Source organism: Micromonospora humida (assembly GCF_016901255.1).
Classification (GTDB): Bacteria; Actinomycetota; Actinomycetes; order Mycobacteriales; family Micromonosporaceae; genus Micromonospora; species Micromonospora wenchangensis.
Window position 1 is genome coordinate 212452 of record NZ_JAFEUC010000003.1, and the last position, 26863, is coordinate 239314.

The window sequence follows — 26863 nt, forward strand, 5'->3', positions numbered from 1 at the left end:
ATGGTGCAGTTCGCGGTCAACCCGACGCGCTTCGACCCGTACAAGAACTTCAAGTTCCGGGTGAAGTGGGACGGCCGCTACGTGGCCGGGGTCAGCAAGGTCAGCGCGTTGAAGCGGACCACCGAGGTGGTCAAGCACCGCGACGGCGGCAACCCGTCGACCAGTCACAAGTCGCCGGGGCGGACCGAGTTCGAGGCGGTCACCCTGGAACGGGGGCTGACCCACGACGCCGAGTTCGCCCAGTGGGCGGGCCGGATCTGGGCGCTGCACGCCGGGGCCGGCGCGGAGGTGTCCCTGGCCGACTTCCGCCGGGACATCACCATCGAGCTGCTCAACGAGGCCGGGCAGGTCGCCCAGTCGTACCGGCTGTTCCGCTGCTGGGTGTCGGAGTACCAGGCGCTGCCGGAGCTGGACGCCAACGCCAACGCGGTGGCGATCGAGCACCTCAAGCTGGAGAACGAGGGCTGGGAGCGCGACGAGGCGGTCACCGAACCGGCCGAACCCCGGCTCGGGTCGTGACCGTCGCGGGCCCGCCGTCGACCGAGGTGGCGCTGGTCCACGCCTGGGACGACGCGCTCGGTCAGCCCGCGCCGCGCCGGGGGTTGCTGCTGCTCGGCCGGCCCGACGCCGACCGGCTGCCGGTGGGCGAGGTGACGGCGCTGCTGCTCGCCACGGCCGGTGGCTGGACGGGCGGCCGGGTGGCGACCACGACGGACTGTCCGGCCTGCCCCGAACAGCTGGAGGTGACCCTCACCGTCGCCGACCTGCTGGCCGCCGCGCCGCAGCGGGCCGACCGGCCCGCCGGCCCGTTCACCCTGCACTGGCGGGGGCACCGGCTCACCCTGCGGCTGCCCACCCCCGCCGACCTGGCCGGGGCGGCACGGGCCGGCGACGCGGCGGCGGCCGAGCGGTGGCTGCTCGACGCCTGCCTGCTCGACGCCGATCCACCGCTTGCCGACCCGTCCGCCGCGCTGCCGGCGGTGTCCGCCGCGATGGCCGAGCGTGACCCGCTCGGCGTCGTCGCGGTCGCCCTGACCTGTCCAGGCTGCGGCGGCGACACCGAGGCGCTGCTGGACGTGCCGGCCTGGGCGTGGCACGCCGCCGACGTCCGGGTGCGTCGGCTGCTCGACGAGGTGCACCGGCTGGCCCGCGCGTACGGCTGGTCCGAGGCGGAGGTGCTGGCGCTGGGTCCGCACCGGCGGGCGGCGTACCTGGAGCGGGTCCCGTGAGCGGCTACCTGGCCGCGCTGGCCGCCCTGGCCGTGGGGACCGCGCCCCGGCTGCGTCCCCGCCCCCTCGGCCGGTTCGAGCCACAGGAGCCGGAACCGGCCGGCTTCCCGGCCGACGAGGCACAGTGGCCGGCCACCCCAACGCCGCCCGGCGGGCCGGCCGACCAGCCGCCGTCGCCGGCACCGCTGCCACCGGCACCGGGCACGCCGTCGGTCGTTGAGCCTGCCCCGGCCGTCGCGGTGGCGACGCCGCCCGCGCCGCCGGCCGGGGCACCGGTCCCCTGGTCGCCCCGACCGCTGCCTCCGCCCGGCGCCCGCGCCCCGGCGGTGACCGGGCCCGGCCGGCCGGTGGTGGTTCCGGCGCTGGCGGACGCGCCCCGACCGGACGCGCCCGTACCCACGCCGGCGACCCGGGAGGCCCCGCCCCGACCGCCGGTCACCGCGACCACGCCGACCGCGCCGGCCGGGGCACCGGCGCGTCGCCGGGACGACCCGGACGATCCGCCGCCCCGGCCGGCCGCCCCGACGCCCGCCGTGCCGGCCCCGGTCGCCCCACCGGTCCCCGCCGTGCCGGTGCCCCACGTCGCGCCGACCCCCCCGCCCGCCCACCGGACGCCTGTCACCCGGGCCGACGCGCGGGCACCGGAGCCGGTCGCCGTGCACGTGCACATCGGCCGGATCGAGGTCCGCCTCACCCCGCAGCGGAATCCGGCGACGCCCCCGGCGGTCACCGCCCCGACACTCACCCCGGCAACCGCCGTCGCCCCGGGCCCGGCGCCGGAACTGGAGTCGTACCTGCGCGGAGCGGGGGTGACGCGATGAGCACCGGGTACGCCCTCGCCGCCGTCACCGCCGTGCTGCGCGGGCAGTTGATGGCGTACCTGCGGGCCACCGGCGCGTCGTCGGCGGTCGGCGGGGTGTCGGTCTCCGCCGGCCCACCCGACCGGGTGACCGTCGGCAACCAGGAGGGCAACCAGGTCAACCTGTTCCTGAGCCGGGTGACCCGCAATCCCACCTGGGCCAACCTGGGGCCGCCGCCGCGCAGCACCGGTGGGGACGACGTCGCCGCGCCGCCGCTCGGTGTCGACCTGCACTACGTGGCCAGCGTCTACGGTCACGACCCGTTGACCGGGGAGATCCTGCTCGGGCACCTGCTGGCGATGCTGCACGAGACGCCGGTGCTGACCCGGGCGGCGATCCGCCGCTCGCTCGCCCCCGACCCGCCGGACCCGACGCTGCCCGCCCCGGTGGCCGACTCCCGTCTCGCCGAGCAGCTTGAGCAGTTACGGGTGAGCGTCACCAACAGCCCCGGCGGGGAGGAGAGCTTCCGGCTCTGGTCGGCGTTCAGCGCGCCGTACCGCAGCAGTGTCTTCTTCGACGTGTCGGTGGTGCTGATCGACCCGCTGCGCGGCGCGCGGGAGCCGCTGCCGGTCCGCGCGGTCAGCGCCGGCACGATCGACGTCGACGGCCCCGAGGTCGACCAGGTACGCGCCGACGGGCCGACCGGCACCCCGGTCACGGCCGGTGCGACCCTGGTGGTGACCGGCCGCAACCTCGCCGGGCCGGACGTACGGGTGCGGATCGGGGCGGCGTCGGCCAGCCCCGCCACCGTCACCGCCGGTGAGCTGCGGCTGCCGCTGACCGCGTTCGACCGGCCCGTCGCGGCCGGTATCCGGGGTCTGGTCGTCACCCACGCGGTGGCGCTGGGTGACCCGCCCACGCCCCGGCCGGCGATCAGCTCCGACGCGGTGCCGGTCACCTACCGGCCGACGATCACCGTCGCCCCCGCCGACGTGGTGGTCGAGTCCAGCCGCACGGTCGACGGGGTGCTGTTGCGCACCGGCACGGTCACCGTCGACGTCGTCCCCGGGGTCGAGACCGGCCAGCAGGTCACCCTAGGGCTGACCGGGACGGGTGGTACGGTGCTCGCCGCGCCCGCCGGCAACGGGGTGCCGCCCGGCGGGGAGCGCACCGGGCGGATCGGTTTCGCCTTCCGCGACCTGCCGGCCGGCACGTACCTGGCCCGGTTGCGGGTCGACGGGGTGGACAGTCCGCTGCACGCCGACCCGACCGGCCGGTACGACGGCCCGGCCGTGGTGCTGTGATGCCCGCCCCACGCCCGGCCGCCCGCTGGCCCGCCCCGCCCCCGGTCACCGCCGGCGGCGACGGGCTGGCCGGCGAACTGGACCGCATCCGCCTGCTACTCAAGGGGGAACCGGCGGCCGACGCCCCGCCCGACGGCTCCCCGCTGGACCGGATCGGCACCGGGTTCGGGCTGACCGGCTTCGAACGTGACGTGCTGGCCGCCACGGTCGCCGGTGAGCTGGGCCTGCTGGACCGGCCACCCACGTTCGCCTGGTGCCTGGACGCCCTGCCCGGCGGGCACTGGGACGCCCTCGCCGCCGACCGTCCACTGCGCGCGGCCCGGCTGGTGGAGCTGGCCGAGGGCCCCCTGCCGCACGCCCCGCTGCGGGTCGACGAGCGGGTCCTGCACGAGCTGCACGGCGTCGGCCGGCTCGACGAACGGCTCCGGCCCTACCTGGTGGCGCTACCCCCGCCGCCGGCCATCCTGCCGGCCAGCCGCCGTCGGGCCGTGCGGCAGCTCTGCGCCACCTGGCAGGCCGGGCGACGCCCGCTGCGGGTGTGCGGGCCCGACCACGACGACCGGCTCGACGTGGTGGCGGCGGCCTGCACGACGGTGGGCCGGACCGGGCACCGGGTGGCCGCCGCCGAGCTGCCCCGGGCGGTGACCGACCGGGACGCCTTCGCCCGGCTGTGGAACCGGGAGGTGGTGCTCGCCGACCCGGTGCTGGTCGTCGAGCTGACCGGCGACGAACCACCGGACGCGAGCGCCGCCGTGTCGCAGCTGCTGGCCCGGCTCGTCGGTGACGTGGTGGTCAGCACGCCCCGCGCGGTCGCCCTCGACGGGGTGACCCCGGGGCCGACGGTGGACCGGCCGACCCGGGACGAGCAGCGGGCGCTGTGGCGGGACCTGCTGCCCGGCCCCGCCGCGTCGGCCGCCGCCGGGCTGGCCCGGGAGTTCGACCTGGGGCACCGGGACATCCTCGACTCCGCTACCCCCGCCGCCGGGTCGGGCGACGACCCGGTCACCCGGGCCCGGGAGCTGGTCCGTGGGCGGGTCCGCCGCGACCTGGACGGGTTGGCCGAGCGGATCGACGTGCGGGCCGGTTGGGACGACCTGGTGCTGCCCGCGCCCGCCCTGGCCCAGTTGCGGCAGCTGGCGGCCGCCGCTGCCGGTCGGGCGCTGCTGGTCGAGCAGGGTTTCGCCGGCCGGACCGGTCGGGGCCTCGGGGTGGGCGCGTTGTTCGCCGGGCCCAGCGGCACCGGCAAGACCCTCGCCGCCGAGGTGGTCGCCGGGGTACTCGGGTTGGACCTGCACCGGGTGGACCTGGCGACCGTGGTGAGCAAGTGGATCGGGGAGACCGAGAAGCAGCTCCGGCGGATCTTCGACGCCGCCGAACGGGGTGGCACGGTGTTGCTGTTCGACGAGGCCGACGCGCTGTTCGGCCGCCGTTCCGAGGTGCGTGACAGCCACGACCGGTACGCCAACATCGAGGTGTCGTACCTGCTGCAACGGATGGAGCGGTACCGGGGCGTGGCGGTGCTGACCACGAACATGCGCACCGCCATCGATCCGGCTTTCCTGCGCCGGCTGCGGGTGGTGGTGCCGTTCGGGCACCCGGGTCCCGCCGAGCGGGCCGGGCTGTGGCGGCGGGCCTTCCCGCCCGGGGTCGCCACCGCCGACCTGGACCTGCCCCGGCTGGCCGAACTGGACCTCACCGGCGGGGACATCCACACCGTCGCGCTGCGCGCCGCGCTGGTCGCCGCCGGGGAGGGCACCCCGGTCGGGATGCGGCACGTGCTCGACGCGGTCGCCGCCGAGTACGCCAAGCACGACCGGCCGGCCGATCCGGGGCTGTGGTCGTGAACGCCGACGTCACGACCGTCGAGGTCGACATCCGCCGGCTGGTCGTCACCGGCGTCGACGGGCCGGTCGACGCCACCCTGGCGGCCGAGGTGGGTGCCCGGCTGACCCGGCTGCTGGCGCAGCGGGGGCTGCCGTCGACAGTGACCCCGGTGACCGATGCGCCGGCCACCGCCGACCTGCCGACCGCGCTGGCCGAGGCGATCTGGGTCCGGCTGCGCCTGCCCGGGTGGCCACGGTGACCGCCCCGGGCCCGGCCGCGCAGCGGGCGCCGCTCCCGGCGACGGAACCCGTCGCGGCACGTGACGACGCCCTCGCCACGCTGACCCGGGGCCTGGTCGACAGGTACGCCCCGGCGCTGGGGCTGCGCCCCGACGCGGTGCGGGTACGCCTCGGCGGGGACGGTCGCCGGGCCGCCAACCACGGCGCGCGCGGGCTGCTGGCCGACCAGGTGGTGCACCTGGCCCCGGGTTTCGACCCGTCCCGGGCCGCCGGGCGGGCCCTGCTCGTGCACGAGCTGGGGCACCTGGCGCAGGCGGGCGGCACGACGGCGGACCCGGGACGGCAGGTGGCCGACCCGGAGGCCGAGGCGCGGGCGCTGGCCGACGCGGCGGCGGCCGGGCGGGCCCTGTGGCGGCCGGTGGCGTGGCTGCCGGCCGGGGCGGTCGCCGCCGACACCGGTGCCGTGGCCACCCCGTCGCGCCCGGCCACCCCGCCGGCCCCCGACCGCGCGCCGGCCGAGGAGGCCACGACCGGGCCGCTGGAGGCGGAGCTGGGCGCGCTGGTGGACCGCCGGTACCGGGCGGAACGGGCCCGGATGATCGACCTGCTCGACGGGCTGTGGGTCTCCGGCGACGATGTGCGGGGCTGCCTGCGCATCCTGGACACCCTGCCGTTCGTGGTCGCCCGCAGCCTGGTGCACAGCCTGCCCGCGCCCCGGCGCACCGACCTGGCCGGCAACCTCGACGACGACCACCACCGCGCCTACCCCCGGGCCGCGCTGGCCGCCCTCGGCGGGCAGACCCCCTACCTGCTGAGGGTGCTGGAAGCCGACAACGTGCACGGGTTGGACACCGACGGGCTCGACCCGGTGCGGCGGCGGACCGCCCTGAACGTGCTGCGGGCCCTGCGGACCAGCGTGTTGCGGGAGCTGCTGGCCGGTGACCGCAAGACGCACTTCCGGGCGTTGCTGGCCGAGCGGCCCCCGGCGGGCGACGACGCCGAGGCCCTGCGCGAGCAGGTCACCGCGCTGGGCGGGGTGTCGACCGATGACGCCCGGCTCGACCGGGACACCGACCTGGCCACCCGGCTGCGCCGGGTGCAACGGCTGATCGACGACCGCCGGGCCGACGAGGCGCTGCGCCAGCTCGCCGACCTGGCCCCCGCCGCACCCACCGCCGGCACCCCGGCCACCGCCGCGCCGACCACCGCCGGGCCGCCCGAGCCGGGGCCCCGGCTGCGGTACGCGGTCCGCCAGCTCGACGACGGCGGCCACCTCGACACCCTGCTCGACCAGGTGCCGTGGGAGGAGAAGCGGGTCGACGCGCCGCTCGGTCCCCGGCTGCTGGTCGTCCTCGCCGCCCGCGCGGAGCACCGGAACCTGGCCCGGGTGGAGGGGCTGCTGTCGTACGGGCTGTTCGACTGGGCGATCCGCGACCACGAGGCCCGCTTCGCGTACCTGCTGCTGCGCAGCCTGCCGCTGGCCGCCCAGGACCGGTGGCGGCAGCTCGACCGGGGCAGCTGGTTCGACCGGTTGGAGGAGAACATCCCCGCCGCCGACGTGCTCGGCGGCAGCTACACCGGCGTCGGCACCCTCGCCGAACCGCTGCAGCGGCGGCGGCGCAGCGCCGGGCAGGTCGACGCCGACCGGCTCGTCGCGGACATCCATCGGATCGTACAGGGCGGCCTGGACGGGGTGAACGCCGTCGAGCTGGTCCGCCGGCTGATCGGCTACGACCGGCCGACCGGCGCGACCGCCGGTCCGGATGCCCGGGGGCGGGAGGCGCTGCGGACCGCCGTGCACCGGTTGGACGCCCTGCGCGACCTGGACCGCATCCTCGCCGCGTTGCCGGACGCGTACCTGACCCACGAGATGTGGCGGGCCGAGCTGCTCGACCTGCTCGCCCTGCGCGACCCGGCGCACCTGCAACGGCAAACCCGCGGCCTGCTCGCGATCGGACTGACCGACTGGGCGGTGAACCCCCGGGAGGCGTGGCTGGCCTTCCAGCTGGTGCGCAGCCTGCCGGTGGCCGACCAGACCCGGCTGGCCGCCGAGGACCCGGACCGGTGGGCCCGGATGCAGTCCGGGATGACCCCGCAGATGCGCGCCTCGCTCGCCGTCACCGCGATCGCCGGTCCGCGCCGCGTCGAGGCCCGCGACCAGCTGCGGGACCGGCTGCGTGACGACCGGCTGTGGCGGGCCGGGCGGGTCACCGAGCTACGGTCGTTGATCATCCAGGCGTACGCGCTGGACGACCGGCGGTGGGTGTTCCTGCGTTCCCGGGAGGTCCGCGCGGATCTGCTGCCCGCCCTGGCGACGCTGGTGGCGGAGCTGCGGCTGTACCACGCGACCCGGCGGCCCACGTTCGATCCGGAGTCGTTGCGCACCGACGGCACGCCGACGGTGGTGGGTGACCTGGCCCGGTTGGTCGCGGTGGGGCTGAAGCTGCTGTTCCTCAGCCGCACCGGGCTGAGTCTGTTCACCGACGAGGTCACCGTCGACGAGTTCGACCTGCACGACGCCCAGTGGATCAGCGGCGACCTGGGGGGTGCCCGGCTGCGCGACACCGACCGGGAACGCGCCAACCGGCTGTCGCTGTCGGTGGACGCCCGGCAGGGGGTGCTGCGGATCAGGCTGCCCCGGCTGGAACTCGACGGGGTGAACCGCACCTTCACCGGCAGTTCGCTGCGGACGGGCCGGATCACCCTGACCGACCTGGACATCGTCGCCTCGTTCTCCGACCGGGGCTACGAGCGGCCGGTCGGCGCGCAGGCCGGGATGGGCGCGTTGAGCGTCTCCGACGTGGTGTACGCCAGCGACGGGCTGCCCGGCGGGCTGCTCGGCCTGACCCGGTTCGGGCTGTCCACGCTGGCCTTTCGGGCCGGGGCGACCGGGCAGGAGAACCTGACCGAGCCGGGCCGGCACGGCTGGGTCGGCATCCCGATCATCGATCCGCTGATCCACCTGCTGCACAACGTCATCTCGTTCTACGGCGGGCTGCCGTTCCTGTCCAAGATCAGCGACGCGTTGCTGGCCCCGTACACCGCCGGAGCGCCGTTCCTCGCCCAGCAGTTCACCTCGCTGACCGCCGGGGAGATCTTCACACCGTTGGCCAACGCGACGATCGGACTGCTCACCGACGGGGTGTTCCGTCCACCACGGACGGTCGGCGAACGGGTCACCGACGCGGTGGAGATGATGCACTCGCTGCGGGTCAGCTTCTCCAGCGCCACCGCCGAGGGGCTCTCCTTCGCCGGCCTGCAACAGGTCGGCCGGATCGAGGTCGGCCGCACGCTGATCGGGGTGGCCACCAGCCTGCCGGCCCGGCTGCGCGCCGAGCAGGAGTCGCTGCGGCTGCGCCGCGAGACCGCCACCGGATCGCAACGCGCCGCCCTGGACGAGCGGCTACGCGCCGTCGACAGCCAGCTCACCGCGCTGGAGCCGGCCGAGCGGGAACTGGACCGGTTGGAGGCCCGGCACCGCTGGCACGCCGAGTCGCTGTCCGAGGCCGAACGTCGCCGGCTGGTGGAACTGTCCGACCAGCTCCGCCAGTCCGTCGGCGGGTCGATCGACGTCGGCGGCATCCGGGTCACCGGGCTGACCGGCCGGGTCGAGGCCGCCGGGGTGGAGATCGACCCGATCCACGCCGAGGCGTCCCTGCCGTCGCGCGCCGGGGAGTACCTGCCCGACGACGAGCTGATCACCAGGTTCCGCCGCGACCGTGTTCCCGCCGACGCGGCGACGACGGCCCGGGGCAGCACCGGGTCGGCCACCCTCGCCGGGGTACGCCTGCTGCCCGGCCCGGCCGGCGCACCGGCACTGCGGCTGGCCGCCGGGGATCTGCCCACCCGCGCCGACGTCACCGCCCAGCTCGCTCTGCTGCCCGACGAGCCGCGCTGGGCACAGCGGCGGGCGGAGCTGACCCGTCGGCTGACCGACCTGGACCGGTTGCGGGAGTTGGAGTCGCTGGCCGCCGAGCCGGTCGACCCCGCCGGCCGCCCCCAGCCCGGGCACCGCACCCGGGCCCAGGAGCAGGAGCTTCAGCTGCTGCGGGAACAGGCCCGGCGGTACTTCGGCGTCACCGTCGGCGGGTTGACCGTCGGCGGGCTCGACGTCACCCTGGACCCGGCCACCCTCGGGGTGCAGGTGCGGCTGGCCGCGCTGACCGCCACCGACGTCCGCGCCGGGGCCACCGCCGTGGAGCGGCTGACGGCGTCCCGGCTGCGGGTGCGCGCCGACCTCGACACCGTCGGCGGCGGTGCGCTCCCCGCCGAGCTGGCCGGCCCGGCCGCCGCCGCGGGGTTGCCGGTCGGCCGGGCCGCCGTCGGGTTCGGGGTGGGTGAACTGGCGGTGACCGGGGTCTCCGGGCCGGGCGTGCAGGCGCAGCGGATCGCGTTCACCGCACCGGCCCGCGCCGACGGCACACCCGGCGAGGCGATCCACGGCCGGGTGCTGCCCGACGGCGACGACCTGCGCCTGCCCGACCTGGTGGTGGAGCAGACCGAACTGACCGGGCTGGCGTGGAACTCCCCCGGCCGCAGCGTCTACGCCCGGGGCAGCACCCGGATCGGCCGGATGAGCCTCGACGTGCGGGTCCGCACCGGCGCGAACGCCGCCGGGCGGCAGGTCCGTGGCGCGCTGGTGCGCAACCTGGTCATCGACCGGATCGACGCCGACCGGATCGGCATGGACGTCACCGACCCGGCACCGGGCATGAGCGTCGAGGTGGTCTCCGGCGCGCTGATCGGGGTGCGGCTGCGCGACCTCGACGTGGACCTCACCGGCGAGGAGCTGACCTACTCCGGGCGGTTGACCGTCGGTCAGCTCGACCGGCTCCGGTTCGCCGTGATCTCCCGTTCGGTGCAGGGCGGCCCGACCACGATCACCGGCACCGTGGGCGGCCGGCCGACCGGCCCGGACGCCGCCACGGTCACCGTGGACCTGATCCAGGCCGGGCCGCACCGGGTCGACCCGGTGACCGGCCGGATCGTCAGCGACCCCACCGACAGCCAACGCATCCAACTCGACGGCCTCACGCTCACCGACACCACCCTGCGGACCCCGGACGGCGCGGTCACCGTACGCCGGGCGGGCCTCGGTGGCCGGCTGGTCACGGAACGGGCCGGCGGGCTGCGGTTCGAGGACGTCGGCCCGGCCCGCATCGAGCTGGGCGCGATCGACTGGCGGGCCGGCGACGGGCGGATCGTCTCCCGGGGGCCGACCGTGCTGGACGGGCTGACCGCCAGCGGTCGCTGGGACAGCACGCCGGAGCAGCGCGACGCCGCCGGTCGGGTCGTCCCGGCCGCCGCCGCGCTGCACCTGGAACGGCTGCACATCGCCCGGATCACCGGGCGGGACCTGCGCTACCGCGACGGGGTGCTCGACGTCGGCCTCGGCCGACCCGAACCGGTTCCGGCCGGGGAACCGGACCGGCCGCCGCTGGAGATCCTCGACGTGGACCTGCGCGGCCTACGCTGGTCGGCGGCGGCGGGGGTGACCGCCGGACGGCTCACCACCGGGGTGACCCGGGTGGAGATCGCCGGCCGGATCGACGCCGCGCTGCACGTCGACGGCGCGTTGTGGGCGGCCCAGCTCACCCTCGCCTTCGGTCGGGGCGGGCGGATCCAGGCCCGGGTGGTCGGCGGTGAGGCTCAGCTCGGCGTCGGCCCCCGGCCGGGCGAACACGACCAGCACGTCAGCATCCAAGGGCTGGACACCGGGGTGGTCAGCGTCGGCCCGGACCACATCGAGATCGGCCCGGACGGGCAGCCGGGGCTGAGCCTGGCGACCATCTCGGTGGACGCGCTGAACTGGCAGGGCGCGGCGCTCGGCCTGCGGATCCCGTCGGGCGCGGGGGCGATCACCCTGCTCGGCATCAGCGTGCGGGCCCGGGTCGACCTGTGGCCGGCGGGCACCCCGGGCGGCCGGTTCCGCCGGTTGCTGCTGCGCGAGCTGGTGGTGCAGCAGACCCGGGCCAGCGGACTGCTGGTCGACCTGCACGACGGCACCACCATCCGGCTCAGCCCGGACGTCGAGGCGGTGCTCGGGGAGCTGCGGCTGGTGCCGGCGGCCGGGCAGGACGGCTTCCTGGTGGAGGCGACCCGCACGGCGGAGGGGATGCGGATCCTCGGCGGCCTGCGGATCGGGGCCATCGAGGCGGCCCGGGTCGGCTTCGACATCGGCACGTTCCTGTCCGGCGGCACGGCCGACTTCACCGCCGGCGGGCTCAGCGTCGACTTCCTCGACCACGGTGGGCTGCGGCTCAACCTCGCGCAGCCCACGCTGACCGCGATCAGAGCCCAGGTCACCGCCGACCCGCGCCGGCAACTGCTGTTCCTCGGCGCACCGACCGGCCGCCCCGAGCACGGGCTGCGGTTCACCTCGATCGGCTACGAGCAGGACCCGGCCGGTCCGGACGGCACGGCGGCCCCCGGCCGGCGGATCGCCGTACGCGGCGGTGAGGTGACCGGGCTGAGTTTCACCGACAGCGGGCTCGGGTTGTACGTCTTCGTCGAGCAGGGGCTGCTCGGCGACCTCACCCACGACCTGACCAGCGGCTCGGGTGAGCTGCCGTCGCTGGACATCCGCAACGCCCGGTTCGTGCTGGACCTGGCCACCATGCTGGGCGGCGGCTCCCCGATCCCGGCCCCGCCGCCGGCCCGGACCACCAGCGCGCAGCGCCGGGCCGACCTGGCCGGCAAGTGGGACGCGCTGGTGCGGGTGCTGGACGCCTACCGCATCGGCGAGGTGCTGGACAGCCTCAACGGGCACATCGACTTCGACGTCACCCACGACGGATTCCTTTGGGGTGAGCGGAGCTGGGAGGTGCGGCTGGCGTTGCGCGACGGGGCGGTCGACTACCGCCGGCTCACCGGCGCGCTGCCGTGGTGGACCCCGGGCCGGTTCATCGTCGAGGGCGACGACCTGGTCTACCGGGTGCACCTGCCCAGCTTCGGGGCGGAGGGCGCGCCCCCGCCGGACAACAACGTCGACCTCCTGCGGTGGCAGCTCGACACCGGCGAGGTCAGCCAGGCCCGCACCGAGCACCTGGTGCGGCTCAACCGGCTGCTGCGACCGACCGCCGCCTCCCGCGACGACCTGCTGCACACCGTCGCCGACGTGCAGAGCGACGAACCGTCGACCGGCCCGCCCGGCAGGTTGGCGATCGGCAACGTCGACGTGGACCTGTCGGTCAACAACCCCCGGGAGATCACCCTGCCGTTGGGCGGCGGCAACGAGATCGTGCTGGCCCCCGACGCGCTGGTGCACCTCGCCGTCGGCGGTGGGGTACGGCGGGCCGGCGGTGGTGGCGGCCTGCCGGGCCGGCTGCGGCCGGTGTCGTTGCAGAGCGCCACGGTGGCCCGGGTGAACCTGCTCTTCGACGGGCTCGGCCTGTCCACCGGGCAGATCCGGATCACCGAGCTGGCCGACTGCACCGTCGACTTCAGCGGGTTGGACCCGCTGCTGATGCAGGGCCGGATCACCCGGGCCGTGGCGGAGCGGATCCGCTGGCGGCGTCCCACCTCTGGAGGCACCCCGTGACCAGTCCCCTCAGCCCCCGACTGCTGCGCGCCGGCCTGGTCGTGCTCGACCCGGACAGCGGGCGTAGCCGCCGGGTGATCACCCTGCAGTACAACCCGGACGCGCTGACCCGCGGTTTCCAGCTCAAGACGGCCGGGGCCGAGGGTGGGGCCCGGGGCGAGGCGCTGCGGATCACCGGCCCGCCGGTGCAGACGCTCACCCTGGAGGCCGACCTCGACGCCGCCGACCAGCTCACCGACCCGCAGACGGTGGAGCTGGGGCTGACCGCGCAACTGGCCGCCCTGGAGTCGCTGGCCTACCCCAGCCTGGCCGCCGTGCAGGACGCGGCGGCGCTGCTGGCCGCCGGAACCCTGGAGGTGGTGCCGCCGCCGGCGCCACTGGTGCTGCTGGCCTTCGGACGACGCCGGCTCTGGCCGGTACGGATCACCGAGTTGACCATCACCGAGGAGGCGTTCGACCCGATGCTGAACCCGATCCGCGCCAAGATCCGGCTGGGTCTGCGGGTGCTGACCGTCAACGACGTGGGCACCGACGGCCGGGCCGGCGGCCTGGCCATGGCCGCCCACCAGCAGCTCGAACAGCTCGCCGGTCGGGCGCGCGGCGGGCGGCTGGCCGACCTCGGCATCGACCGGCTGCCATGAGCGACCCGACCGACACCGACCCGGCCCTGGTTGCCGCGCAGAGCCGGGTCGCGGAGACCCTCTTCGCCGCCACCGGCGCCACCGGCGGCCAGCCGACGCCCGGGGCGCTCGCGCCGGACAGCCGGTACGCCGCCGTGGGCACCACGGTCACCGTCGACCCGGAGACCGGCGAGGAGATCGTGCACCTGCGTCGCCGGTTCGTGCCGCCCGCCGAGCGGCTCGCCACCGCCGGCTGGGAACCGGTCGCCGACGGCGACCGGGTCGACCTGCTGGCCGCCCGTACGGTCGGCGACCCCACCGCGTTCTGGCAGCTCTGCGACGCCAACGGGGTGTTCGACCCGACGGAGCTGATCCGCCCCGGCCAGGTGGTCCGGGTGGCCCTGCCCGAGGGGTTCCCGGGGAGCCTCGATGCCTAGCGGGGTGCGGTTGCAGGTGCTGATCGGGCCGCTGACCTTCCGGCCGGCCCCGATGGAGCTGGTGGCGGCGGTGCAGGAGGCGCAGGTCACCCAGAACGCCGGACAGCGCTCGGGCTTCCAGCTGCGTCTCGCCCTGGGCCGGGGGTCGCCGGTGGAGCGGATGCTCGCCGACGGCAGCCTGGACCCGCCGACCCGGGTGCTGCTGGTGCTGCACCTCGACGGGCGGCCGCAGGTGCTCTCCGACGGGGTGGTGACCCGGCACGACGTGGCCCGCAGCAACGACGCGGGCGCGTCGACGCTCACCCTCACCGGGGTGGACGTCAGCCAGATGATGGACCTGATCGACCTGTCGGACCTGCCGATGCCGATGCCGGCGGAGGCCCGGGTGCTGACCCTGCTCGCCCCGTTCGCCGCGTACGGGGTGGTGCCGATGGTGGTGCCCAGCGTGCTGGTGTTCGCGCCGAACCCGGTGCAGCGGATCCCGGCGGTACGCGGCACCACCTTCGCGTACGTGTCGCAGCTCGCCGACGAGGTGGGTTACACGTTCTACCTGGAGCCGGGGCCGACCCCGGGGATGAACACCGCCTACTGGGGGCCGGAGGTGCGTGCCGGTCAGCCCCAGCCGGCGTTGACGGTCAACGCCGACGCGGGCTCCAACGTGGAGTCGTTGTCGTTCTCCTTCGACGGGGTGCAGAAGACCGTCTACCTGCTCACCGCGTTCCCCGAGCAGGTACGGGTGCCGATTCCGCTGCCGGTGCCGGACGTCAGCCCGCTCAACCCGCCGCTGGGCCGCAAGATCCCGATTCCGCTGTCGTACCGGCGGATGAATGTCGGGCGGTCCAACCCCGACGGCACCGACGACGCCACCGCCCGGATGGACGTCGTGCAGACCCTCGCCCGGGGTCTGGCCCGGGCCGCCCAGTCGGCGAACGTGATCACCGGGTCCGGCTCGCTTGACGTGCTGCGCTACGGCCGGCTGCTGCGCTGCCGCCGGCTGGTCGGGGTGCGCGGGGCGGGCCGCGCCTACGACGGCGAGTACGTGGTGCGCAGCGTGACCACCACGGTCAGGGCGGGCGAGGTCAAGCAGCGGTTCACCCTCGGCCGCAACGCCCAGGTCTCCACCTCCGGAAGGGCACAGCCATGACGACGAGGTACTACGGCAAGTATCGCGGCACGGTGGTCAACCACCTCGATCCGTTGCAGCAGGGCCGCATCCAGGTGACCGTCCCGGACGTCACGCTCCCCCCGTCGAGCTGGGCGATGCCCTGCTTCCCGCTCGCCGGCATCCAGGCGGGCATGTTCGCCGTGCCGTTGCCAGGCACCGGGGTGTGGGTGGAGTTCGAGCAGGGCGACGCCGACCATCCGATCTGGACGGGCTGCTGGTACGGCTCCAAGGCGGAGATCCCGGCGCTGGTGTCGTCGGCCCCGCCGCCCACCCCGCCGATCGTGTTGCAGACCCCCGGCCAGGCCACCCTGATGATCTCCGACGCTCCGGGCCCGACCGGTGGCATCCTGCTCAAGACGCTGACCGGGGCGATGATCTCGATCAACGACACCGGGATCATCATCTCCAACGGCAAGGGCGCCTCGATCACCCTGGTCGGCCCGACGGTGGCGGTCAACCAGACCGCGTTGACGGTGACCTGATGCCCGGCCCGTTGCTGCACGTCGGGGCGGTGCTGACCTGCCCGCACACCGGCCCGGTCACCCCGCAGACCGGCAACGCGCGGGTGCTGGTCGGCGGCCTGCCGGTGGTCACCGCCACCGACGCGTACCCGGTCACCGGGTGCACCTTCCAGGTGCCGGTGGGCGCGGGCACCAAGCCGCAGCCCTGCGTCCAGCTCCAGTGGACCACCCCGGCGGCCCGGGTGCTGGTCAACGGGCAGCCGCCGGTGCTCGGCACCAGCGTCGGGCTCGGGGTCAGCGCGGAGGGCGTACCGCAGGGGCCGCCGACGGTGGCCGGCGTGCAGGTCCGGGCGGTGGCGTCATGACGTACCCGGCGTTTCCGTGGCGGCCGGACAACCGGGGCCGCTCCGGGCTGGCCGGCCCGGACCGGCACGTCGCCGACCTGGTGGAGGCGGTGCTGTTCACCGCGCCCGGGGAGCGGGTCAACCGGCCGGACTTCGGCGCCGGCCTCGGCCAGTTGCTGTTCGCCCCGGTCGACGACGCGGTGGTGGGCACCGCCGAGTTGCAGGCCCGCAGCGCGTTGCAGCGGTGGCTCGGTGAGCTGATCGAGGTCGACGACGTCCGGGTCGACCTGGCCGAGGCGGCGGTGCGGGTGCACGTCGCCTACCGGCTGCGGGCCACCGGCCGGCCGGCGCAGGTGTCGGTGGAGAGGGGTGCGGGATGAGCGTGCGGTGCGACGACGACGAGCGGCGGGCCGAGGTGGCCCGGCCGGGCAGCGCCTTCAACGGCATCGACTGGGTCGAGGTGGACGCCGCCGACCAGCGGCTGCTGCACGTGGGTTTCCTGCACCCGCTGCCCGGCCAGACCGGCGGGGTGCCCGCCGGTGCGCCGCTGGCCGTCGGCAACGTGGTGGTCGACGGCGGGGTCCGGATCACCGGCGTACGGGTGCTCAGCGTCGCCGCCGCCGGGGCGGAACTGACCGTCCGGGTGGACCGGGCCGGTGACTTCTCCCCGTACACCCTGCGGTTGGTGCGCTCGGCGGTGGACGACCGGGTGCCACCCGGCTTCGACCCGGTGCTGTCGGCGCAGGATTTCTCGTTCAAGGCCAACTGCCCCAGCGACCTGGACCCGGCGCCGGCCGCCCCGCCGGTGCCGCCGCCACCGGCGACCACCGCGCCGGCCGACTACCTGGCCAAGGACTACGCCGGGTTCCGGCGGCTGATGCTCGACCGGCTCGCCGCCCTGCCCGGCGGCGCCGACCGGCATCCGGCCGACCCGCTGGTCACGATGGTGGAGGCGCTGGCCCACGTGGCCGACCGGCTGTCCTACCGGCAGGACGCCGCCGGTACCGAGGCCTACCTGGGCACCGCCCGCAGCCGGATCTCGGTACGCCGGCACGCCCGGCTGCTGGACTACGCGGTGCACGACGGCTGCGCGGCCCGCGCCTGGCTCAGCGTGCGGGTGGCCGCCGGGTCGGACGTGGAGAGTCGGGGCCTGCCCGCCGGGACCCCGGTGCTGGCCGCCGACCGGGCCACCCCGGCGGTACGCCCCGCCGACGCGACGGCGCTGCTGGCCGGCGGCGCGACCGGTTTCGAGACGTTGACCCCGCTCGCGCCCCGGGCCGCCCGCAACGAGATCGCCCTGTACGTGTGGGGCGGCCGGGACTGCGGCCTGCCCGCCGGGGCGACCCGGGCCACCCTGGTCGATCTGCCCGCCACCGGCCTGGCCGCCGGTGACCTGCTGCTGCTGGAGGAGGTGCTCTCCCCGCGCACGGGTCGACGCGCCGACGCCGACCCCACCCACCGGCAGGTGGTCCGGCTGGTGTCGGTGCGCCCCACCACCGACCCGGTGACCGGGGTGGCCGTGCTGGAGGTGGGGTGGAGCGCCGCCGACCGGCTGGCCTTCCCGCTGACCGTCACCGCCTCCGTCGCCGGCACGGGCACCGACCACCTGGTGACCTGTGCGGTGGCCCGCGCCAACCTGGTGGCCGTCCAGCACGCCAGCGCGGTGTCCGGGCAGCTTCCGCCGGCCGCCGAGCACCGGTGGCGGCCGGTGCTGACCGACGAGCCGGTCGCCGCGGCGGTGCCGTTCACCACCGACACCCCGGCCAGCCAGGCCCTCGACCAGGACCCGCGCGCCGCGGTGCCGCTGATCCGGTTGGAGACCACCGAGGGCAGTTGGCGGCCCCGCCGGGACCTGCTCAACGCCGACCGTTTCGATCAGGGTTTCGTCCCGGAACGCGAACGCGACGGCCGGGTGAGCCTGCGCTTCGGCGACGACGTGTCGGGGCGGCGACCACCGGCCGGCACGGTCTTCCAGGTCGCCTGGTGGCGCGGCGGCGGCGCGGCCGGCAACCTCGGCCACGACGCGCTGACCACCCTGGTCACCGACCGGGTCGGGCTGCTCGCCGCGACCAACCCGCTGCCCGCCGTCGGCGGCACCGACCCGGAGGACGTCGAACACGCCCGGCAGCACGCCCCGGTCGCCTTCGCCACCCAGGAACGGGCGGTCACCACCGCCGACTGGGTGGCGGCGGCCCTGCGGCTACCCGAGGTCGCCAACGCCACCGCCCGGGTCCGCTGGACCGGTTCCTGGTGGACGGTGTTCCTCACCCTCGACCTGACCGGCGGGCAGCGGCTCACCGACGAGCCGGAGCTGGCCCGCCGGCTGGCCGGGCGACTCGACCGGTTCCGGATCGCCGGGTACGACCTGCAACTACGCGACCCGGTGGACCTGCCGGTGGAGCTGCGGCTGTGGGTGTGCGTCACCGGCGGCGCGTTCCGCTCGGACGTACGCCGGGCCCTGCTGGACCTCTTCTCCGCCCGCGACCTGCCGGGTGGGGCGCGCGGGTTCTTCCACCCCGACCGGTTCAGCTTCGGCACCCCGCTCTACGTCAGCCAACTGCTGGCCGCCGCGGTCGGTGTCCCCGGGGTCACCGACGTACGGGTGACCGAGCTGCACCCGGTGGGGGTGGCCGCCGGCGGGGAACTGGACGCCCGGGTGCTGCGGGCCGGCGACACCGAGGTGATCCGCCTCGACAACGATCCCAGCGTGCCGGAGCACGGCATCCTGCACCTCGACCTGGTGGGTGGACTGTGACGTCACGAGTGGGCCGGGAACCCAATCCGCCCGGCCGGGCCGCCGTCGGGTACCGGCTGGGCCGGCAGGCGGACTTCGCCGCCGAACTGGTCGAGCGGCTCTCCGGCCGGCCGGAGCTGGCCGGGCTGACCACCCGGGAGGTCGACGACCCGGCGGTGGCGCTGCTGCACGCCTGGGCGACCACCCTGGACGTGCTCGCCTTCTACCAGGAGCGGATCGCCAACGAGGGTTTCCTCGGCACCGCCACCGAACGCGGTTCGGTGCTGATGCTGGCCCGCGCGATCGGCTACGAGCTGCGCCCCGGGGTGGCCGCGACGACGTGGCTGTCGTTCACCGTCACCGCCACCCCCGGTGCCCCGGAAGGGGTGCCGATCCCGGTGGGCAGCCAGGCGCAGAGCGTGCCCGGCCCCGGCGAGCTGCCGCAGGTCTTCGAGACGGTGGCCCCGCTGCTGGCCCGCCCGGAGCTGAACGCGGTGGGGCTGCGGGTCACCGCGCCCCGCGCACCGCGCCCCGGTGACGACACCCTGCACCTGGCCGGCGTCGACACGGTGCTCACCCCGGGCACCGCGCTGCTGGTGCTCGGCCCCGACTGGTACGACGTGCGCCGGGTGCGCTCGGCCACCGCGGTGCTGCCTGCGGTGGTGGCCGCGTCCGACGGCGGCGCGGTGGTGCCGGCGTACACGGTGGTCGGGTTGGACGCGACGGTGGCCGCCCAACCGCTCGGCACGGAGCTGCGCCAGTCGGGCCGGGAGGTCCAGGTCCACCTGCTGACGCAACGGGCGGCGCTGTTCGGCCACCAGGCGCAGCCGTGGTCGGCGTTGCCGGTGGCGCTACGGGTCGGCGAGCTGAACCCGGGCACCAACCAGGTGCTGCCGGGCGCGTACGCGACCCGCAAGGACAGCTGGGTCGACGCCGCGCTGGGCAAGGACGAGCGGACGCTGCACCTGGACCAGTCGTACCCGTCGGTCGTGGCCGGGTCGTGGCTGGTGCTGGAGACCGCCGGGGTGCCGCAGGTGCGTCGGGTCGACGCGGTGACGGAGTCGCCGGTCGCCGACTTCGGCATCGCCGCCCGCACCACCCGGGTCACCGTGGTCGGCGGCGACTCGAACACCTTCTCCCGGCGGACCACCACCGTGCTCGGCGGCAGCCGGCTGCTCCCGACGGCCGCCCCGCCGCTGACCGCCCCGCTGGCCGCGACCGCGACCCTGGAGCTGGCCCGGCCGACGCCCGGACTGGAGCCGGGCCGGCCGCTGGTGCTCACCGGCGTCGACCCGGACGGCGGGCCGGTCGGCGAGGTGGTGACGGTGCTGCGGGTGCGGGACGCGACCACCGTGGACCTGACCGCGAACGTGACCCGCCGCTACCGGCGCGACAGCGTCCGGGTGCTGGGCAACGTGACACCGGCGACCCACGGTGAGAGCCGGGCCGAGGTGCTGGGCAGTGGCGACGCGCGGCAGGCGTTCCCCCGCTTCACGCTGCGGCACGCGCCGCTGACCCACGTGCCGGCGGCGACCGCGAGCGGCTCCCGCACCACCCTCGCGGTCTGGGTCGACGGGGTGCGCTGGCAGGAGGTGCCGGCGCTGCTCGGGCAGGCTCCCACCGCCCGGGTCTACACCGTGCGGCGGGCCGACGACGGCACCGTCACGGTCACCTTCGGCGACGGACTGACCGGGGCGCGGCTGCCCACCGGGCGGGACAACGTGGTGGCCACCTACCGCAGCGGCGTCGGGCGGTCGGCCGACCTCGCGCCGGGCCGGTTGACGATCCCGCTGTCCCGGCCGCTGGGTCTGATGGAGGTGGGCAACCCGGTGCCGGCCGCCGGGGCCGACGACCCGGAGGGGGTGGACCGGGCCCGCCGCAACGCGCCGCTGGCGGTCCGCACCCTGGGGCGGGTCGTCTCACTGGCCGACCACGCCGACTTCGCCCGCGCCTTCGCCGGGATCGGCAAGGCCCGCGCGGACCTGGTCTGGGACGACGCCCGGCAACTCGTCCTGCTCACCGTCGCCGGCCCGGACGGGGCGGAGATCCCACCGGACGCGGCGGTCCGCGCCGACCTGCTGCGGGCGCTGGACGCCGCCCGCCAGGCGGCGGTGCCGGTACGCATCCTCGGCCACCACCGCCGCCGGGTGGCGGTGACCGCCCGGCTGCTGCTGACCCCCGGGTACCGGTTCGCGGCGGTCTCGGCCGCCGCCCGCGCGGCGCTGGTCGCCGGGTTGAGCTTCGACGCCCGCGACTACGCCCAGCCGGTGCGCGCAAGCGAGGTGCAGGCGCTGCTGCACCGGGTGCCGGGCGTCGCGGCGGTCGTGCTGGAGCTGCTGTACGACGCCGGGCAGTCGCCGGCCCGCCTCGACGTGATCACCGCAGCGCCGGCCCGCCGGGTCGGTGACGTGCTGCTGCCCGCCGATCTGCTCACCGTGGACGCCGGTGACGTCACCCTGCTGGAGGCATCGTGAGGGTCGAGGAGATCTGGGACCTGCTGCCGGCGGCCCTGCGCAGCCGGGACGAGGCGGCCGGCGGGATGCTGCGCGCCCTGGTGGAGGTGCTGGCCACCCAGGCCGCCGCGCTCGACGCCGACATCGACCAACTCACCGACGACTGGTTCGTGGAGACCTGCGCCGAGTGGGTGGTGCCCTACCTCGGTGAGCTGGTGGGGGCGGGTCAGCTGCATCCGCTGGCCGACGGCGGCGGGTTGTCCGACCGGGCCCGGGTGGCCGACACGATCCGGTTCCGCCGGCGCAAGGGCACCGCCGCCGCCCTGGAGGAGCTGACCCGGGCCAACACCGGTTGGAGCGCCGCCGTCGTCGAGTTCTTCGAACGGTTGGTCGCCACCCAGCACGTCAACCACGTCCGCGACGCGCCGGCCACCGCGTCGATCCGGGCCGCCGCGCCGTTGGAGCTGGTCGGCGGGCCGTTCGAGACGGTCTGCCGGACGGTGGACGTGCGGGCGATGGACACCGGGACCGGCCGCCCCAACATCGGGCACATCGGCCTGTACGTGTGGCCGTTGCCGTCGTACCGGCTGGACCGGGCGACGGCCGCGCCGGTCGTGACGCCGCCTGACGGCCGGTGGTGGATCGACCCGGTGGGGGTGGGCCGGCAGTTGACCGGGCCGACGGTGACCGAGCCGGACATCGACCACCGGGCCGACGAGGCGAACGTGCCCGGTCCGCTGCGCCGCCGCCCGTTGCGCGACGAGTTGGCGGCGCTGGCGTCGGACAGCCCGCCGTCGGCGGAGCAGCGGCGCTGGTTCCGCGACGACGACCCGTCGTTCGTGGTGTGGATCCAGCCCACCCCGGCCGACGAGCTGCGCCCGGTGCCGCTGGACCTGCTGCGGATCTGCGACCTGGCCGGCTGGGAGCTGCCGACCGGCAGCGTGGTGCGGGTCGACCCGGTGCGCGGCCGGATCACCGTCGCCGCCGGCCGGCCGGTGCACCGTCTCGCGGTCTCCTGGTGGTACGCGTTCAGCGCCGACGTCGGCGCCGGCCCGTACCCGCGCCGGGGTGACCTGGGGGCGGCGGACGGGCCGGTGGACTGGCAGCTCGCGGTGAGCGTGACGGAGCCGCCGCGGGCCGGGGAGGTCGTCGCCTCGCTGGGCGAGGCGGTGACCGCCTGGCACGACTTCCAGGCCGCACACCCGGGCGGCACCGGCCGGATCGTGGTGCTGGACAGCCACCGCTACCGGGAGAACCTGTCGGTGCGGGTGGGGCAGGGCAGCCGGTTGAGCGTGCTGGCCGCGCAGTGGCCCCGGCCGCCGGACCGGCCCCGCCGGCAGACCGACCTCGACCCGGTCGGGGTGCGGCCCTGCCTGCTGGGCACGCTGGCGGCCACCGGGGTCGGCGTCGGGGACCGCCCGGGTGAGCTGGTCGTCGACGGGCTGCTGGTCGCCGGGACGGTGACCGTCACCGCGCCCGACGGGGGTGGGCCGGGCCTGGGCCTGGTCGAGCTGCGGCACTGCACCCTCGGGCCGGCGGCGACCGGGTTGACGGTCACCGCCGGCAACGACCGGACCCGGGTGGTGGTGCACCGCTGCGTGACCGGGGCGCTGGCCACCACCGACGGACCGCTGACCGTGACCGACTCGCTGGTGCACGGCACGGTGGCCGCCGGCGACGCGGCGGCGGAGCTGACCGGGGTGACGGTGCTGGGTACCACCACGGCGCGGGTGCTGACCGCCACGGACTGCCTGTTCGACCAGCCGGTGACGGTGGCCCGCCGGCAGCAGGGGTACGTCCGGTTCAGCTATCTGCGGCCCGGCTCGGTCACCCCGCGTCGCTACCGCTGCCAGCCGGACCTCGCCCAGCAGGCCCGCCCCGACGACCCGGACGTGGCCACCCGGGTCGGTCCGGCGTGGGCGAGCACCCGCTACGGCGACGCCACCTACGGCCGGCTGGCTGCCACCGCCGCCGTGGAGCTGCGTACCGGTGCGGAGTCCGGGGCCGAGCTGGGGGCGTTCCGGCGTGCCCTGACCCCGCAACGTCTGCACAACCTCACCCTCGCGCTGGCGGAGTACCTGCCGCTGGGGCGGGTTGCCGCTGCCCTGCCCGTCCTGCCGACCGGAGGAACCACACCATGAAGGGCGACATCAGCCGCGTCACGTTCGACCAGCGGCGGCACGCGACGAGCGTCCGCAAGCAGCAGGGCCGGGTCGACCTGGACGCGGACTGGAACGAACAGCAGGACATCCAGGCGCACCTGCGGGCCACCGCGCTGACCGACGTGGTCGGCGCGGCGGGCGCGCCGGTGGTCGGCGGGGCGTTCGGGTTGACCGGCGGGGCCGACCTGAAGCTGTCGGCCGGCCGCTACTACCTCGACGGGGTGCTCTGCGAGAACGACACCCCGCTCTCCGTGTTCGCCCAGCCGGACCTGCCGGCGGGCGGGCCGTTCGTCCGTAAGCTCGACGGTACCTGGCTGGCCGCCGGCGCGCCGGTGCCGCCGGGGGTCTACGCGGCGTGGCTGCAGGTGTGGTCGCAGCACGTGACGGCGATCGAGGACCCGGCGCTGCGGGAGGTCGCCCTCGGCGGGCCGGACACCACCACCCGGCTGCGGACCGTGTGGCAGGTGCGGCTGTTGCAGGCCGGGCCGCCGAACACCCCGGTCGGCTGCGCGGACACCCCGCCGGGTTGGGCGGAGCTGACCGCCGCCTCGACCGGCACCCTCGCGGTCCGCGCCGACCCGACGGGCAGCTCCGGCGGGGACTGCGTGATCCCGACCGGGTCGCCGTACACCGGGTTGGACAACCAGTTCTACCGGGTGGAGATCCTCACCGGCGGGGCGCCCGGCACGGCCGGTTACGTCTGGTCGCGGGACAACGCCGCCACGGTGGCGACGTGGGAGAGCATCGACGTCGACGTGCTGACCGTGAAGGTCCCGGGCCGCGACGGCAGCGCCGGCTTCACCAACGGCTCCTGGGTGGAACTGACCGACGACGGCCGGGAGCAGAACGCCCTGCCGGGCACGCTCGTTCAGGTCGACCGGGTGGAGGGGGACCGGATCGTGATCCGGCCGGGCACCGCCACCGGCAGCCTCGACCGGGCCGACTTCCCGTCCCGGCCCCGGGTGCGCCGCTGGGACGGCCGGGGCACCGTGCCGGCCGGGGGCGTCGAGGTGGACCTGGAACTCGGTATCAAGATCCGGTTCTCGGCGGCGGGCACCTTCCGCACCGGCGACTGGTGGTCGTTTCCGGCCCGCTCGGCGGTGCACGACGTGCAGTGGCCCCGGGTCGGCACCACCCCCGTCGCGCAGACCCCGCACGGGCCGCGCCGGGCGCACGGCCGGATCGGCGTCGTGAGCTGGGACGGTAGCCAGTGGAGCGTGCTGCGCGACTGCCGGCCGGTGTTCGCCCCGTTGACCGGGCAGGCCACGCTGAGCCTGCTCGGCGGGGACGGCCAGGAGGCGGTGCCGGTGCCGGGCAGCCCGGCGACCCTGGTGCCGTTGGGGCACGACCTGGTCACCGGGGTGGCCATGGGCGGCCAGCCGGTCGCGAAGGCCCGGGTCCGGTTCACCGTCACCGGCGGGGCGGGCCGGGTCACCGCCGGGGCGGTCACCGCCGGCACCGTCACCGTGGAGACCGGTACCGACGGGCGGGCCCGCTGCGCCTGGCAGCTCGACTCCGCCGCCGCCACCCAGGAGGTCACCGCCCAGCTCCTCGACGAGGCCGGCCAGCCGGTCCACCTGCCGGTGACGTTCACCGGCGCGCTGTCCCGCGCCGACCGGGTGTCGTACGACCCGACCGGGCGGCCGTCGCTGGCCGGGGCGACCACCGTGCAGGCCGCCATCAACCAGCTCGCCGCGTCCGCCACCGGCGGCTGGGCGACGATCACCATCCGGCCCGGCATCGACTGGGTGCAGGCGCTCACCACGCTGCCCGCCGGGGACGTGCTGATCTGCTTCGCCCCCGGCCTCTACACCAGCACCGTGCCGGTCACCTTCACCGGCCGGGCCAACATCCGGGTGCTGGGCAGCGGGCCGGCCAGCCGCATCCGGGTGCAGGGGCAGGAGTACGCGCTGATGTTCGTCAACTGCGGCACCGTGTCGGTGTCGCACCTGGCGGTGGAGACCCCCGGCCCGGCTGCCGCCGAGGGGCGGCTCGGCCCGGTGTCGGCCGTCAACTGTGCCGAGGTGACGATCGAGCACTGCCAGCTCACCGGGGTGGCCGGCGCGTCGCCGCAGAGCACCTGCCTGACCGTCCGCAACGACCAGGGCACCCCACCGGGGAAGGTCCGGGTGCTCGACTCGGACTTCCTCATCGGCCACGGCCAGCAGGGGGTGCTGCTGGTGAACCCGGACCACGCGGTGGTAACCCGGTGTCGATTCTCCTGCCCGCCCCGGCCGGCCTCGTTGACCCTGGCCGAACTGGTCAAGGACGAGAAGTTCCGCAGTCAGCTCGCCACCCAGTTGGTGGGGCGGCTCGCCCTGGACCGTGACGACCGGCTGGAGACGGGTGAGTGGAACACCGTGATCCGGGTCGGCCGGTGGGGCGTGCGGATGAACTCGATGGTCCCGCAGAGCGAGTGGAAGACCCTGTCCACCCTGCGTCCGCCGAACGCCGAGGATCAGCGCACCGCCGAGGCCGCCGAGGCGTACGTGCTGCGGCTGGCGGACGTGGCCACCGAGGACCCGGCCCAGCTGCCCTCGTACCGGCGGCAGCTCACCTCGCTCAAGGGGCGGCTCGGGCAGAACGCCGGGCGGATCTTCGACACCGACGAGGGTCGCAAGACGCTGCGGGACTACCTGGTCGGTGAGGGGATCGAGGTGCGGGAGGCCGACGACATCGCCCGCGACCGGCGGGAGGTGGCGTTGCCGGTGCCGGGGGCGAGCCTGCGCTTCGACTCGGCGTTGAGCCAGGGCGCCTGGGAGGCGGCGGTGGCGGCGTCGCCGCCGTCGCGTCCGGTGCAGACCCCGTCGGCGGCGGCCAGGCACCTGCGCAGCGTCGCCGACCGGATCCTGCTGGAGCCGGCCTTCGGCGAGAAGTACGCCGGCGGGTACCGGCGGGACCTGACCGCCGCGGCGGAGGTGTCGGTGGGGGCCTGCGCGGTGGTGATCGGCGGCGGCACGGCGGTCGGTGACGTCGAGGTCTCCGACTGCCGCATCGACCAGGTCGCCGAGGGGGTCCACATCGGGGTGTCCTACCACAAGGGACCGCCGATCCAGGGCCGCACCATCCGGGTGACCGGCAACGACATCCACCTCTACCAGGCGTGGTGGCGTGGTTCGGGCACCATCCGGGGCATCAAGATCGGCAGCATCCGGCACGTGTTCGTCTCGGACAACCGGATCTCGGTGACCGCCGGGGCGGGCGTCGGCATCTGGGCCTTCGCGGCCGGCGGGCCGATCATGGCGATCCGCGACAACCTGGTGCAGAACTGCGAGCCGGCGATCCTGTGCAACCCGTCCTGGTCGGGGGCGCCGGCGAAGCGGCTGTGGTCGGTCACCGACAACGTCTCGTCGAACGGCTCCATCCAGGTGGCCGGGGGTGCACGCAGCTCCGGCAACGTCAGTTGAGCTGTCGCAAGCACGACTGCGTCGGCCCGGCGGTCGGGACTACGCTGTCGGTGACTGCCACTTAGCACGGTTGCGGATTGCAGATGTGGTCTAGGGGTTCAAATCCTCTGGTAGTCGCCAACAAAGCGGCGGGGCGGGCCTTCG

Annotated in this window: 17 protein-coding genes; all 17 read left to right on the forward strand. The window is 75.8% G+C overall.

Annotated features, from left to right (window positions below; genetic code table 11):
• The 17 genes from JQX11_RS07915 to JQX11_RS07995 are packed head-to-tail and all read left to right on the forward strand — an operon-like array spanning position 1 to position 26719.
• Positions 1-519 carry a phage tail protein gene (locus JQX11_RS07915; RefSeq protein WP_204924330.1) on the forward strand — a complete coding sequence of 173 codons (519 nt, stop codon included), beginning with the start codon at positions 1-3 and terminating at the stop codon, positions 517-519.
• Positions 516-1229: a hypothetical protein gene (locus JQX11_RS07920; protein ID WP_204924331.1), complete on the forward strand. Its 714-nt coding sequence runs from the start codon at positions 516-518 to the stop codon at positions 1227-1229. The genes JQX11_RS07915 and JQX11_RS07920 overlap by 4 nt, the downstream gene beginning before the upstream one ends.
• Positions 1226-2050, forward strand: coding sequence for a hypothetical protein (locus JQX11_RS07925; protein ID WP_204924332.1), 825 nt, complete (start codon positions 1226-1228; stop codon positions 2048-2050). The genes JQX11_RS07920 and JQX11_RS07925 overlap by 4 nt, the downstream gene beginning before the upstream one ends.
• Entirely contained in the window at positions 2047-3333 is a 1287-nt protein-coding gene (locus tag JQX11_RS07930; protein WP_204924333.1) for a Pvc16 family protein, read from the forward strand. Before JQX11_RS07925 ends, JQX11_RS07930 begins: the two co-directional genes overlap by 4 nt.
• A complete protein-coding gene (locus tag JQX11_RS32990) occupies positions 3333-5177 on the forward strand; it encodes an ATP-binding protein (protein WP_204924334.1) in 1845 nt (614 codons plus the stop codon). The genes JQX11_RS07930 and JQX11_RS32990 overlap by 1 nt, the downstream gene beginning before the upstream one ends.
• On the forward strand, positions 5174-5416 hold the full coding sequence (locus JQX11_RS07940; RefSeq protein WP_204924335.1) for a hypothetical protein: 243 nt from the start codon (positions 5174-5176) through the stop codon (positions 5414-5416). The genes JQX11_RS32990 and JQX11_RS07940 overlap by 4 nt, the downstream gene beginning before the upstream one ends.
• Positions 5413-12936 (forward strand): eCIS core domain-containing protein, encoded by a 7524-nt coding sequence (locus JQX11_RS07945; protein ID WP_204924336.1) that lies wholly within the window; start codon positions 5413-5415, stop codon positions 12934-12936. Before JQX11_RS07940 ends, JQX11_RS07945 begins: the two co-directional genes overlap by 4 nt.
• A complete protein-coding gene (locus JQX11_RS07950) occupies positions 12933-13577 on the forward strand; it encodes a hypothetical protein (protein ID WP_088645885.1) in 645 nt (214 codons plus the stop codon). Before JQX11_RS07945 ends, JQX11_RS07950 begins: the two co-directional genes overlap by 4 nt.
• Positions 13574-13993, forward strand: a complete 420-nt coding sequence (locus JQX11_RS07955; RefSeq protein ID WP_204924337.1) for a hypothetical protein — start codon at positions 13574-13576, stop codon at positions 13991-13993. Before JQX11_RS07950 ends, JQX11_RS07955 begins: the two co-directional genes overlap by 4 nt.
• Positions 13986-15137 (forward strand): hypothetical protein, encoded by a 1152-nt coding sequence (locus JQX11_RS07960; RefSeq protein WP_204924338.1) that lies wholly within the window; start codon positions 13986-13988, stop codon positions 15135-15137. The genes JQX11_RS07955 and JQX11_RS07960 overlap by 8 nt, the downstream gene beginning before the upstream one ends.
• Complete coding sequence (locus JQX11_RS07965) at positions 15134-15640, forward strand: phage baseplate assembly protein V (protein ID WP_067303923.1); 507 nt, start codon at positions 15134-15136, stop codon at positions 15638-15640. Before JQX11_RS07960 ends, JQX11_RS07965 begins: the two co-directional genes overlap by 4 nt.
• Complete coding sequence (locus tag JQX11_RS07970) at positions 15640-15984, forward strand: hypothetical protein (protein WP_204924339.1); 345 nt, start codon at positions 15640-15642, stop codon at positions 15982-15984. The genes JQX11_RS07965 and JQX11_RS07970 overlap by 1 nt, the downstream gene beginning before the upstream one ends.
• Positions 15981-16343 (forward strand): GPW/gp25 family protein, encoded by a 363-nt coding sequence (locus JQX11_RS07975; protein ID WP_204924340.1) that lies wholly within the window; start codon positions 15981-15983, stop codon positions 16341-16343. Before JQX11_RS07970 ends, JQX11_RS07975 begins: the two co-directional genes overlap by 4 nt.
• Positions 16340-18718, forward strand: coding sequence for a baseplate J/gp47 family protein (locus JQX11_RS07980; RefSeq protein WP_204924341.1), 2379 nt, complete (start codon positions 16340-16342; stop codon positions 18716-18718). Before JQX11_RS07975 ends, JQX11_RS07980 begins: the two co-directional genes overlap by 4 nt.
• Positions 18715-21171 (forward strand): putative baseplate assembly protein, encoded by a 2457-nt coding sequence (locus tag JQX11_RS07985; RefSeq protein WP_204924342.1) that lies wholly within the window; start codon positions 18715-18717, stop codon positions 21169-21171. Before JQX11_RS07980 ends, JQX11_RS07985 begins: the two co-directional genes overlap by 4 nt.
• Positions 21168-23291 (forward strand): phage tail protein, encoded by a 2124-nt coding sequence (locus tag JQX11_RS32995; RefSeq protein ID WP_204924343.1) that lies wholly within the window; start codon positions 21168-21170, stop codon positions 23289-23291. Before JQX11_RS07985 ends, JQX11_RS32995 begins: the two co-directional genes overlap by 4 nt.
• Positions 23288-26719, forward strand: a complete 3432-nt coding sequence (locus JQX11_RS07995) for a DUF6519 domain-containing protein (RefSeq protein WP_204924344.1) — start codon at positions 23288-23290, stop codon at positions 26717-26719. The genes JQX11_RS32995 and JQX11_RS07995 overlap by 4 nt, the downstream gene beginning before the upstream one ends.
• The last annotated feature ends 144 nt before the right edge of the window (positions 26720-26863 follow it).

Coding starts and splice junctions, on each gene's coding strand:
- JQX11_RS07930 (WP_204924333.1), top strand. CDS start 2,047: ATGAGCACCGGGTACGCCCTCGCCGCCGTCACCGCCGTGCTGCGCGGG.
- JQX11_RS07965 (WP_067303923.1), top strand. CDS start 15,134: ATGACGACGAGGTACTACGGCAAGTATCGCGGCACGGTGGTCAACCAC.
- JQX11_RS07915 (WP_204924330.1), top strand. CDS start 1: ATGGTGCAGTTCGCGGTCAACCCGACGCGCTTCGACCCGTACAAGAAC.
- JQX11_RS07975 (WP_204924340.1), top strand. CDS start 15,981: ATGACGTACCCGGCGTTTCCGTGGCGGCCGGACAACCGGGGCCGCTCC.
- JQX11_RS07960 (WP_204924338.1), top strand. CDS start 13,986: ATGCCTAGCGGGGTGCGGTTGCAGGTGCTGATCGGGCCGCTGACCTTC.
- JQX11_RS32990 (WP_204924334.1), top strand. CDS start 3,333: ATGCCCGCCCCACGCCCGGCCGCCCGCTGGCCCGCCCCGCCCCCGGTC.
- JQX11_RS07980 (WP_204924341.1), top strand. CDS start 16,340: ATGAGCGTGCGGTGCGACGACGACGAGCGGCGGGCCGAGGTGGCCCGG.
- JQX11_RS07970 (WP_204924339.1), top strand. CDS start 15,640: ATGCCCGGCCCGTTGCTGCACGTCGGGGCGGTGCTGACCTGCCCGCAC.
- JQX11_RS07995 (WP_204924344.1), top strand. CDS start 23,288: ATGAAGGGCGACATCAGCCGCGTCACGTTCGACCAGCGGCGGCACGCG.
- JQX11_RS07955 (WP_204924337.1), top strand. CDS start 13,574: ATGAGCGACCCGACCGACACCGACCCGGCCCTGGTTGCCGCGCAGAGC.